Source organism: Alteromonas sp. 5NS40-0096 (assembly GCF_057544385.1).
The window spans coordinates 92259-105236 of the sequence record NZ_BAAJLQ010000009.1 but is presented as its reverse complement, the minus strand read 5'-3'; the positions used below and the strand labels follow the sequence as shown (position 1 = coordinate 105236).

Genomic DNA, 12978 nt, shown 5'->3' with positions numbered 1-12978 from the left:
GCAACTCAATACAAAACATCGGTAATTTAGACTGACTATATTGCAGTTGGAAAGGTATTTTTTATGACTGTCTTAGTAATCCTTTTTGATTGGCATAAACGCTGTCAGAAAAAAGAAACAGGCCAACGAAAACAAAAATAGCGCGAACGTTACTAGTCATCCTTTGTGTACCCATTAATTTTTGGTCTTGGAGCTATCCCAATACTATTTTGCATGCCTGTCCTAACTTGAGCTTTCAAAACTGCTCAGTGAGAACCTCTTTTAGCTTTCCATCTGTCTTTGAATAAACTTTAATGACTTTTGTGAAACAGCCCAATATCGGCGAACCACATAAAAAGATAAAAGTTGAGTTGTCTTCTTCAACTTTAAAACACAATTGGTTTGCTGAAGAAAAATAGAAAACCTTGCCTCTAAAAAACATGGTTTTCATTCTCACATTCTCAATACATAACTTTTCTATACATAGCTCTTCTATTTTGTTCTTAAAAGACTCGACCTTAAACGTTTTCGCAGCCGAAGTAACAGACATAAAAAAAGCAGTACCAAAAAAAAACAAGTTAGTTAATACAAACCCTGCCCTAGCAAGAAGGATTGTCACGATTGCAAGTAACACAACTTTAATAATCGAATACAACCCCAAAATTAATCCCCCCAAAATGAGTTAAAGTTATCCCACATTTCTTGCAATGAAGTCGACGAATATATAACCGAAAATCTATCACCTAAAACACCGACTCCGCCACCAACACCTACTCCTCCTCCTCCTCCGCCTCTAAGGCTGGTTAAAGCAAATGAGTTGTCTGCATAGTCTGCTGAAAATACCGTAGATGGCCCTATTTCTGTTGGGGTAAAAAACGCGATAAATGTATTACTCTGTTTTACATGCCTGTCCTAGTAATTTTTTCTGTTGGGGTAATAAACGCGATAAATGTATTACTCTGTTCTACATGCCTGTCCTAGTAATTTCTGCTAGAAATTCACGTGTCCATGTAACTAACTACAACTCGAACGCACTGGAGAATCTTTTTTTCTCTCAAGAGGTAAGACGTCGTCTCTCTCTGAAGAGACCGTTATGGCTTTTGGCGCACCTTTACGGTGTTCAAAGACTCCGAACACCAAAACATAATTTTGCAAACATTCACTCTCTAGCATTTTTTGGTAAAAAGTTTCACTAAGAATGATACTTATTTCTCTTGTGAAATCTGAATTTTGAGAGTCCAACATATATGGATAAAGTAATAACCTACCGTCCTTTATATCAAGATAGCCAGTGGTTATAACTTGTTTACTGGAGTAGTAGTTTTTGTTTCCCAAAAGCTCAAAAATAGAGACCATTTCATATGCTCGACCTACAGGGATATAAAAAAACAAAAACGCGAAAGCAACAAATTTTAGATATCTTCTGAATTTAGCAACTCGTATCAACATCATAAATTTTACAACTCCAACGATCACTTATCGAAGGCCTAGTATAATGAGATATATAATATTGGTATCCGTATTCCAAATATAGACGCTAGTTACGTCAAGGGACTTAACATGCCTGTCCTAGTTATTCATGCCTGTCCTAACTTGGGCTTATCAATGGTCTTAGTAATCAGTCAGAAAATCCAATCGACTCTACCTTGGCCATGCTAGACTGTGCACATCCATTTTTTTCTGTTGTCTGTGGAGCACTGCTCTCGACATACCATACATCGATTTTGCGATTTGCCATCTCAGCAGCTAAGAGCATACTTAGCATGTTCTTCCCGCTATCGGTTGTGGCATCAAAGTAAAAATGCCTTCCGAAATAGTCACAGGTGTCAGTGGGAGGGTTAGCCACACCGAACAGAATAGCCGTTGAACCAAACATCTTTTTCGATTCGACATTTCCTATGTATGCAGCGTTAGCAGTGCCAATAAACAATGAGAGTGGCAACAAAAAACGTTTTCCAAAATTCATTTTTATACCTTTTTAACAGAAGAAGTAATTTTTTAAGTTAGGCGCCGACTTTTATATAGGCGATTCCCTCTGAGTCATGATGGATATCGCACTTGTTGTCACCCACGATGGTGACTACTTCACCCGAGGCTTTGGCTGCCAATAATACGGCATATATGTTTTTCCCTTTATCGGTTTCCCCATCAGCTACAAATCTACGAGTCGTATTACAGCTCAAGTTTGAAGGGGAAGTCATAGTATCAAGACGCACCCAGACTTTTTGATTAATCCATAGTTCAGTGACTTTTCCAGTTGCTTCTTCTGCAGTAACGCTGGCTGACACGAACAACATCAATACAGTAGTTAACTTAAGTTTCATTCGGAATGCTCTTTTTAATCTTGAATTTACTAGTACTTTATATAATTAATATCTTCAGTGTCGTGGTGCAGATTACATACTCCACTTCCTTTGATATAGATAGGTTCTTTTGATGCTCTCGCCGATAACAACGTCGCAAACAGTGCTTCACCGCCTTCTCCAGTCAATGATATCGCGTATCTTCCACTGCCCGCACATTCTGCGGTTTTCGCGCCTTCTATACGAAAAAACACCTTTGTGCTTTTGTGCACATAAACATCATACACTCTTCCATGCGCCTCGCTCGCGTGCGCCTTCACAAAAGTCAGGGCCAATACAATAAACATCAATATACGCATATTTTCTCCACATAAAATTCATCTAAAACAATATTTTAAAAGGGAATATCACTTAATTTGAATACAGTCGTATATAGGTAATTTGCGGCTCAGCCCCACACCCTGTTGTAACGTTTGGGTCGTACCAAATTTCAACGTTTTGATTTGTTGAAACGGCAGCAATGGCAATAGCGTTAACGTCACTATCTGCAACATTAGAGATTCTGAACCTTTTTTTCGTACCGTCTGCATTTGCGACAAAACTCACAGTGCGGCAGTTAGCACTGATGTGCCCTTCAGTAAATTCAATTTTGCCTTTCCCTGTGCTCGTCGTTGCAGCGAGCACTGTGGTACCGATAAGAGTAAATATGCACAACAAGCGTATAAAGACTTTCAAATCTAATTCCTTTTCATGTTACAGAACAATAGATTCAAATGGCTAACGTACTAACGGCTTATCCTAATCATTGAAACTTGATCATATTGTGCCAAGCAAGATGAGCCATCAAGTCGCACTGTCACTTCTTTTTCCGCTATAAGCGCCGTCAGCGCAGTGCTATACATCGCCTCACCTTGATGTTGACTCATATCCCACGCAACCCAATGGTCACTGGGGCAGCTATTTTTTGACTTCCATTCACAAGGTCTCATGAAAGCCGCGTTCTTATCCGTATGAGATTGCAAATCGCAAACCTGTACTTCGACATCAACAGCAAATGCCGCAGGGCTTAAAGCGACTAAAAGAAAACAGCAAGATGTTAAGAGGGGGTTCACTTTTCTATCCATCGAATATCTAATCCATTTTTAGAAGCTAACGTTACGTAATTTGGAAGACAGAGCTATGAGGCCTTAGCTCTGTTTTACATGTCTGTCCTAGTAATTTCCCCTGTCCTGGTAATTTCGCTATTCCAAGTTTAAACTTTCTGAAATTCCAAAGTTAATACTATTCTTCTCGTAAGAACTAAGAGTGTAAATTAGGTCATTCAATATGAACGTCCAATACATACTGCTCTTTAAATAGACGAGATGAACTTTATTTGGAAATACAATCTTATCTGTTTTACTGCTTCCAATATGTTTGGCTACTATATAGCAGCTATCTCGCTCCGCCCTAATCTCATAGTTAATTTCGATATTATAACTTAAGAATCCTTCTCTGAGATTTAATTGACTAAATGCTGAAGGACAAGCGTTTTTTTTACAAAATTTTTGAATTTTGGTTTCATTTCACTAAGTACTATTTTTGAACTGTTGAGTGCGACAGATAATTCGTTTACTGAAAACACCCTCTCGCTTACCCCCGTGCAAAAAAATACTGATTGAGACAAAAACAATAATAACTAGTGTCTGTTTATCTGGGAAAAACAATACATACTGAGCCAAATCGGAAAAAAACACAGCAAAAAAATTCCGGTAACGACGCTTAAATTAGTCTTTAGGTATTTCACTAGTTTCCAGCCATATGTCTTCTAAAAGCTTCCATAGAAATATCAGGCTTCTGATATTGTTGTGGAGAAAAATAGTAATCTGCGGCCGCGTTACCTTGACTATCGATCCACTCATGAGCCCGCCCCATATCAGCACCACCTAACATTGCCCTAATTTCCCCAGCCGCATAACTGAACATTCCGATTTCTTGAAAAACACTTAAGTGGAGAGCTTCATGTACCAACGTATTAACGAAATCCTGTGTACGGTAACGAACGTCCCCTGAATAAATCTTTTCAAAATTCAATTTGATACAAGAATCTGTCACACAAACTTGTCCTATGTATTTTTCACTTAAATTTGACAATTCTATGTCTATACCTTCTAGTAAATTGTCGTATGTGTCATTTACATATTGAATTGCCTCTTCCAGATTCGTCAAGTTTTTAGCAACATTCGCAACTTTCAGTTCTTGAGGTGTTTTTTCAGATGTAGAATCTTCTTTCGCAAAAAGGCTGCTTCGCCTTACCTCTCCTAACGTTCTTGAAAAAGCCCATGTTTGCGCCCCATTTGCAAATTTTCCTCCTGTTAACTTACTCACTGTTCCCCCTATCAATGAGGCTGCGATAACATTTGCTATTGGATCACCTAAATTGATTCGGCCACCGAGTCCGGCTCCTAACCCTGCGGACCAGAAGCCATGGCCAAACTTGCCGCCTTGCGCTATGGAGGAAATACCACCCACAATTGCTGAAGACGCTATTCTGCCAAAATCTCCTCCGCCAGGGGTTACGAGCGATACAATTCCCGACATAAATGCCGAGCCTAATTGCCCTGTTACTGCATATGTAGATGCGAATGAATATGCTGCACACCCAAATGGCCCACCGTAGAAGCAAGCAGCGGCTTGTGCAGCTAAGTTTAAGACAGGGATTTTAGCAATCTCGCGCAAAAAGCCCCCGACGACTTTGGTTAAGGATTTAAAGAAATACCCACTCGGGTCGGTGTAACTCAGAGGGTTATTCAGTACATATGAATAGCGGTTAAACGACTGGCTATTCGTTGGAGCCTGAATAAAGGGATCAGCCTGCAAGAATCGACCCAACGTTGGATCGTAGATCCGACCGTTCATATGGATAATATCCGCATGTTCAACATGCTCGTGCCCAGTAAAACCTCTGTCCGTAATATTCGTTACCGCAGTAAACGTGGGTAACTTGCCACCAGTGGCACCTGCATTCCAATGTTCACTCGCAATATCTATGCGCTTACCCCAAGGGTCGAAGTAAACCTTGCTACGTACCTTCCCGTCATTGGTTACCACGGTATCAAGGCTACCTAGGTGATCTTTTAGAAGATAGTTAGTTTGTACTGCACCAGATAGCGTATAAGCCGTTTGTAACCCTCCGGGGATATATCGGCGATGCTCGATGTTGTCGCCGGTTTTGACGACTTCCACATTGCCAATGTAATGCGTTGTTGTGTTTTTTCCGTCTTTACTCGTCACCCGTTTGTATCGGCTTCGATTGGTATTGTAGACAAATTCCGTCACACCACCATCGCCCGTAACCTTTGTTACTTTATCAAAGTGTGAATATGTCAGTGAGCGACTCAGTATGTTGCCATCATAATCTTTGACCATGTTACCGTTTTTGTCGTAACACAACTCTCGATTACCCACCTTCGTTAGCGCATGCGGTCCTGCTGCAATCGCACAATGAGTTTCTTTTGCACCATATCGATAGATGGCACCAGACTCGACATCTGACTTGGACTGAATGTTACCATTGGTATCATAGGTTAACGTGACATCGGCCACCTCAAAGCTACCGCTCTGATGATTAGCAGCGGTTAAACGGAATGCTTCGTCGTAATCAAATGTCTGTTCATAACCACTACCGAGGTTATTACGCTCTCTAAGGTTGCCGAACCCGTCAAACTTAAAGTAAATACTTTGATATAGCGCACCGCTTGTGTTTTGGGTGGTGCGAACAGATAAATTGAGCCCTGTAACGTCGTCAAAAGAACGTGTCGTTGTATATAAGGCACTGCCATCAATAACATTCGTGTCCTCGATTTCGACATTGCCTAATGCATCAACTTGCTTAATTTCTTTATATGTTACTTTTGAACGATAGTGATCGGGTGCACCACTGTATTTAGCTTCTTCTTGTTTGAACATGTAGCCATAGCTGTTGTAATGGTGCCTAATACCCTGACAACTGCCACTGTCGATAGCCGACGTAGCCCCACAACCTGGCAACGACGCAGAGCTTGCATCAAACTGCTGGAATGTACGGTTGTATTGATCGTAAGTGGTGTACTGTGTGTAGACCTCGTCATCAATAATGGTTTCGACTTTATTCGGTCTACCGTATTGGTCGTAGTAGTAAAATTTACTGCCGTGACGAATATCGTTAAGCTGCTCTCGAACTAGTACTGGCCCAGGGTTAGCCGCTCCGAATTCATTGTAGGCAAACGTTGAAGTTTCAATACCAGCACTTGAATACACTTCGCGTTTCACATCTCTACCAAGGAAATCTCTGAAGAATACCGTTCTATTTCCTTTTGCATCTGTTTGTTCGATCAATTCTCCAGCAGCGTTGTATTCATAGGCCCATGTTCCTTTATCGGGATCAGTCATCGACGTTTTTCTACCATAGTGGTCGAAATTAGTAACAACCGTATCACCATTAACACCCTTAGCTTCCGATAGATTCGAAGTTGCGTCATAGGCATAGTACACAGTGCCTTGCGTATCTTTTACAGAAACCAATTCACCAATGATATTGAAGCTTTCCGTCTTCTCGTTAGTGACCGAGTAGCCGTTATAGCTACTGCTTTCTTCAACGGTTGTACTCAAACCATCTGCAGCATAGGTATAGGTTGAGGTCATTTTAGTTTCATCTGAATTTTCGACCGTTGAGGACATCATTCGACCAAACTTGTCGTATACCGATGTTTGCTCAAACGGTCTGTCGCCGTCAAAGTACGGGACAGTCGAAGACACTTGACGCCCATATTTATCGTATTCGGCTTTCGTGAATACATATTGGCCATCAAAACTCTGCTTGGCCGACCCAACCTGCCTTCCAACAGTATCAAAGTAAGCGAATTGCTGTGGTTTACCATGACCACTGCTTTTTACAACATAGTAGTAGTTGACGCCTGCAATCACAGGTTCGCCTAGTTCGTTAGCATAGCCTCGCTCGGTAAACATGGCTTCACCGAGCTCGTTACCACTTGCAACAACTTCGCCCATCGAATCAAAGGTAAATTCCGTGTTCATATTGAATTCGTTTTTCAACTGTTTGGGTACACCAAACTGATTGAATGCAAGTGCCTCTGACTCGATGTAGTAAGCGTTAAATGTCGCCGTTACGTAACGGCTGTCTGTTTCATCGTAAGTAACCCCACCGAAACGATAGACCGCAGAGCTATCGTCGTCATAGTTTTCCGAACCGGGAATGTAATCGCAGTCTTCGACATTAAAGTGCGAGCTGTACGTGTGGGTTGCGACCTCATTGCCATAGTTATCGTAGCAATGCATTGTGGTGAGTTGAGTGTACTCTACATCTGGAGAGACTATTTCTTTATGCAACACGCCCGTATCGGCAGCATAATCAAATTCGCTGACTCGATTGACAGCTTTTAGCCCAGCGCCGTCACTGCGTTCATGCAACACTTCTGTTCTAGTCACTCGGTTCAACCACCAAGTCTCTTCGCTTATTTTTTCGTTTTCGTAAGTGTTGTTAGTGGTGACACGCTTCAGCCAAGAAGTGGCCTGCATGTTTTCTCGTTGCTCAATAACAGACTTAGTTAAATTCGCATGATTGCCATAAGGTTCGTAAACGTTAAAGCCATCTGCATCGGCTGAACTTTGCAGCTCAAAGCCATCTAATCCATAAGCACCATAGTGATTCCAAGTATTAGTTACCGATTTAAGTGCCGTTACAAATTGTTCAGCAGCACCGGGCAACACCTGGCTTACGCTATAGGTTTTATCGATAGTCTGCCAAACAAACGGATACACAGTAGTGCCGCCGTTTAAAGCAATATGTCTATTGGTGTTTATGGCATGAGACAGTATTTCATTTTCTGCGACATTCGTGCGCCATGATCCTAAATACTGCTTTGTCTCTTTCGGCATGCCTGAATACGGGAAACCTTGCTCATACGTCGTTTGGGTCGTTATTTTGCGATCAACATCGAAGGTATAGATATTCTCAAAACCCAGAACACCGCGTCCTCCGGATTGCGCACGCATACCTTGATAGAAGTACTCTACAGCTAGCTTATCTGTGATGTCTGCGGTACTTGGTGCATCTGATACGACTTTTTTCACAACATATTGCGTAGATATTAAATCGAAGACCGGAGAGCAGTAGTCGATACTACTGTTGATTACACAACTTCCCCATTGTAAATCCTGAGCGCCTGTGCCCTTTTGATAAACGCTAGCATCACTCATGGGGGCATATTCGATCGTCGTCTCTATACCAAAACCATTTTTAACACTTTGAAGCTTAAGCGGGGCGTTGTTCTCAATATAATCGGGATAGAAGAACAATCGTCTCGTGTTGTAGTTTTCTCTATAAACTTGTACAAGGCCTCTACCTATCTCACCATCGCCATCCCAATCAGCTAAGAAGACAAAGTCATAGTCTTTATCGTAAAACGCGCTTAAAGTGTTGCCGTAAGGCTGATCAGTACCAAAACCTCTCTCGCCTTCTTCAATAGTTTGCAGTACCTGCCTCCAAGCACCTGTGTCTTTGTTGAAGTAAACAAAATCGGCTAACGAATCTCGGTTTAGGTCAACAAAGGCCTCAGATTCACTTTCCTCGAAGTTGCTGAGTCCACCGAGTTCCAATCCAAAGGTTTGTGGAGCAGTGAAAGACTTCATGCCCGTATTGAGTTGATAAACGATTTGCTTTTTGGTACCTGCATTACGAATGATGTATACATCTGCAAGGCCATCACTATTGATATCTGCAATGCGCACATTATCTGTGTTTACACGATAATCTAAGCCCAAACCTACACGTTCAATCTTGCCATCGTTCACATACCCGAAGGTTTCTAATCGAGGACACTCATCATCAAGGGGAAGTGTATCGCCAATCGCATCTACAACAACGTCACATGCAGAGTCAGATTGCGTTTGCGTGCGAGCAAAGCGGTCAATGATTTTTATCAAAAATTCTGACTTGCCATCGCCATCAAAGTCCGAAGCAGCAATGTTGTCATCAATGTAGTCAACCCAAGTCGAAATGTACTGCATGCCCTCTTCAGGGATATTGCTTTCATCAAAGTCATCGATTGGATAAGTGTATGCGTCATCAAATTCTATGTGGTCAGAATCCGCGCCTTGCTTAATGTTCATTCTATGCTTCAGGCGACCATCCCTGACATATAACATATCGGGGTATGCGTCTGCATCGAGGTCTTGGAAGCTAACGTTAGCAGACGTATGGTCTGGACTATAGTCTTCCGCTACTGCTGTTAAACCAAGAGAATAAATCCTGTCGGTTTCTGTTTCATATTCACAATTTGGAGCAGTATCGGAATCAGAGCGAATATAATCTTGCTCATATTCAAACGCATTGTCGCACAACCTGACTTGTCGTAATGTCGAGTTATTAAGATCGTAGTACTGCCATGTAAGCTGTGTATTGCTACCGGATGCAAATACAATTTCCAGACTACCATCACCATCTATATCAGCCGGGTAAAGTCTGGGCACACTGCTGTCTCGACCTCTCAGGTGAAAAATGTACTCCTCGTCAGAGAAACCTCCTCGGCCGTTACTCAACTTGTAATAAGCATTGTAGAATGTTGGATTACCCTCGTCTTGTTTTAGGAACACCAAGTCGGTTTTGGTATCTCCATTAAGATCTACTGGTGTAGGAGCTGCAATAGCAACATCTGCCAGTGTTACAGATTGGCCAGTACTTTTAGTAGAGCTTAATTGGGGATTCCAGTTAAACTCAGTAGAGCGGTAACAGCCACTGTTATTCGTTCCGCAAAGGGTCACGTTTTTCAGTATGTCAATTTGAGAATTCGGGTCGACCTCGTAATCAAATGAATAAGCTCTCAGCCTTTCATCTTCATGTTGAGTTACCACAACAGACTCAAGCAAAGCTGTCGACGTATAGTGATTCCCTAAACTAAATCCTAGAGAGGGCCTGCGTTTACCAACACTAGAATAATTAAAGGTAACCGTATTGTCGCTGTACTCTACGCTGCGGATTACACGTTCAATTCGGCCATTGCTGTCTAGATTTAAATAGCTAAACTTGATTTTGTTGTCCGCTTGTTTGTAGTTATCGGAAATAGAACTAATAAACCAAGTCACAGGGTTGTTTCCGCTCACAACCTTGGAATTCGCCGTTTCTCCATACGCAGTAATTGAGCCATCTGGTCGTGTAACAATAAATGAAGAGCTTGAATTAACATCCCCTTTCAATACAACACGTGTACCTGTGTCTATTTCAGTTCGATATTCAGAACCTGCGACGCCATATTCTCCCGCGACCAGAACTAACTTTTGGCCATCCAAACACAAACGGCTCTCTTCAAAATCTAGTCTGCCATCAAACCCGTCTTGCTCTTTAGTCGCTCGGCATCGCTCAATTGAAGATAATCCAGTGATATTCCAGCCCATACCTAATGAACCAATACCACTATTACTGCTGTATGAGACCCCCAGAGAAGGTGTAACTCCTGCAATGCCACGAGGTAAATCGAAAGGAATGCTATACGTAGCAGCTCCACTTTCATCTACCCTAAAACTACCCGGCACGGTCCCTACAATGTTTTTTGCCACCTTTGTGAGATCATAGTTGCTAGCCTCCGGCGCTTGCTCTACGAAAATGGCGTCGCCAACGGTAAACAAGAACTTTTCAATGCCATAAATCACACCGTCAGTCGCTTTCACCGTTACTTCTGAATAGCCATTTACACCCGGTAATGGATCTAGCTGCAGCGTGTAGTTGCCCGCTCCGCCATTTAATATGATATTGCTGTCAGGCAGTAACGCTTGGTTGCTGGTTTCCACCACAACCACAAGTTGTTCTGCAGGAGTATGCGTGTCGCTAACCGTAAATGATACTGAGCCAACATCACCCTGATCGACAGAAATATCATCGATTGCCGAAATTTGCGGTGCCGTATCTGGGGCAACAATTACGGTAAATGACTCTTCAGTTTCCGCTAACTCACTCGTATCGTTGGTATTTTTCGCAGTCACGACAATTCGCGCCGTACCAAGGTGACGAACGTTAGGATTGATCACCAACTCGCGCTCTGATCCAGTCCCTTCAATGCTGACATCAGATCGATACAACACCGGTCCACCCGTGGAGAATAGCGTATCAATAAAGTATTGGCTGGTAATATCTAACTCGTAGATGAGGGAAAAATTCAAATCCACATCGGACAATGCAGAATCCACGTCAGTTACCGTGAACGGGATACGGCGGGTTACCGTGTCTTGCGATAAAGATACTGTCTCAGAGCTGATAACCTGCATTGTAGAATCGACTTCCATAATGATGTTATCAGGGTCGTTCCACAGTAAGTAAACGTCGTCGATTTCAGAGATTACCGGTTGGTCGTTAACAGCATTCACCGTGAGCGCAAACTGAGATTGCCCAGTCAGTGCACCATCAGACACGGTCATCGTGACAGTTGCCACACCAAATGCGTCTGGTTTAGGCGATAACACCAAAGCGTTATCCGTGCCGATACGATTCGTTTGAATATCTGCCGATGACACTAACGCGGTATTAGTCGAAGCAAAAGAAACATTAAGGTCAGAATATGGCGTATCTACGTCTGTGACTTGATATTGAACAGTCGCTATTCCATCTTCGTCAATGGTGATATCTGAGATGGCAGATACCACAGGCGCATCGTTAACAGGGAGAACATCCACCAGCATAGACGTTTCACTGGTTCCCACTCCATCATTTGCATTTAACGTCAAAAGTACCGGACCAAACTGATTTGGCGCTGGCGTAAGCGTGAGTGTGAAGCCTTGTGCCGTTTTGTTAACGGCGATATTGCCCGATGGCAAAACTGTAGCGTTGTTCGATATGGCTTCAAGCGAAATTGAGCCCAATGACTGCTCTAGATCGCTAACGGTTACCGCAACCGTTTTTGGTGTGTCTTCATTGAATGCTATGTCACTGGCGAAAGAAAGCACTGGCGTATCATTGACTGGCGTAACCGCCAACGAGAAAGACATGGTTTCGCTTAACAAACCATCCGAAGCCTGCACTGAAATCGTCGATGACCCAAATTGGTTGTCGTTGGGCGTGATGTCGACTTCTATTTGCTCTCCCTGTACTTCGAATGAGATATTGCCGTTGGTGACTAGGCTTGAATTGGATGAAGTCACATTAATCGCGAGGTCTTGAGTAGCGGTATTCAAATCGCTAATCGGGATAAGTAAGCGTGTAGGCGTGTCTTCTGGCGTCGATTGGTTCGCTAATAATTGAATGTCAGGTGCTAAGTTCACTTCATATCTTTCGTTGCCTGTCGCAACGAGCTGTAACGTTTGGCCATCAATGGATAACGTCAAATCTGTATTGTTATCGCCATTTACGTCACCGCTAATCAAGCTACTATCGCTAACAACGCTGGGGTTCGCATTATTGAACGCGCCGAGGCTAATCGGCGACAGTTGCCATTGCCCTGCTGATTGCTCTAATTTGAGTAGCTCGTCTGCTTTGTATGTAGGGATCAGCACAAAGACGCTTGTGGAGATTGGCACCCACGTCGGCTCTGTTTTTAAATAATAGCTATTGCCACTGTTGTACAGTTGATATGGCTTGTCAGAGGCTTGTGCTACTTGAGCAAAAAGCATTGAAAACGCTGATAAAAATAGAGCAAGACCAAGCTTCTTAGGCATGATTTAGTCCCTTAAA

The 12978-nt window shown here is 42.6% G+C and carries 6 protein-coding genes; all 6 read right to left on the bottom strand.

The features are described 5' to 3' along the window. Positions 1-1597 precede the first annotated feature (1597 nt). Positions 1598-1945, bottom strand: coding sequence for a hypothetical protein (locus AC27G9_RS19945; protein WP_487076270.1), 348 nt, complete (start codon positions 1943-1945; stop codon positions 1598-1600). A 37-nt stretch (positions 1946-1982) separates the two neighbouring features. Beyond that, positions 1983-2303, bottom strand: a complete 321-nt coding sequence (locus tag AC27G9_RS19940; protein WP_487076269.1) for a hypothetical protein — start codon at positions 2301-2303, stop codon at positions 1983-1985. 29 nt (positions 2304-2332) lie between these two features. Further along, on the bottom strand, positions 2333-2641 hold the full coding sequence (locus tag AC27G9_RS19935; protein ID WP_487076268.1) for a hypothetical protein: 309 nt from the start codon (positions 2639-2641) through the stop codon (positions 2333-2335). Between the two features lie 52 nt (positions 2642-2693). After that, on the bottom strand, positions 2694-3017 hold the full coding sequence (locus AC27G9_RS19930; RefSeq protein ID WP_487076267.1) for a hypothetical protein: 324 nt from the start codon (positions 3015-3017) through the stop codon (positions 2694-2696). A gap of 50 nt (positions 3018-3067) precedes the next feature. Then, a complete protein-coding gene (locus AC27G9_RS19925; RefSeq protein ID WP_487076266.1) occupies positions 3068-3406 on the bottom strand; it encodes a hypothetical protein in 339 nt (112 codons plus the stop codon). A 661-nt stretch (positions 3407-4067) separates the two neighbouring features. After that, positions 4068-12962, bottom strand: coding sequence for an RHS repeat-associated core domain-containing protein (locus AC27G9_RS19920; RefSeq protein WP_487076265.1), 8895 nt, complete (start codon positions 12960-12962; stop codon positions 4068-4070). Between the last annotated feature and the right edge of the window lie 16 nt (positions 12963-12978).

Bases quoted from the DNA above. Each gene is read 5' to 3' on its own strand.
- AC27G9_RS19925 (WP_487076266.1), bottom strand. From the start codon at position 3,406: ATGGATAGAAAAGTGAACCCCCTCTTAACATCTTGCTGTTTTCTTTTA.
- AC27G9_RS19935 (WP_487076268.1), bottom strand. From the start codon at position 2,641: ATGCGTATATTGATGTTTATTGTATTGGCCCTGACTTTTGTGAAGGCG.
- AC27G9_RS19940 (WP_487076269.1), bottom strand. From the start codon at position 2,303: ATGAAACTTAAGTTAACTACTGTATTGATGTTGTTCGTGTCAGCCAGC.
- AC27G9_RS19945 (WP_487076270.1), bottom strand. From the start codon at position 1,945: ATGAATTTTGGAAAACGTTTTTTGTTGCCACTCTCATTGTTTATTGGC.
- AC27G9_RS19920 (WP_487076265.1), bottom strand. From the start codon at position 12,962: ATGCCTAAGAAGCTTGGTCTTGCTCTATTTTTATCAGCGTTTTCAATG.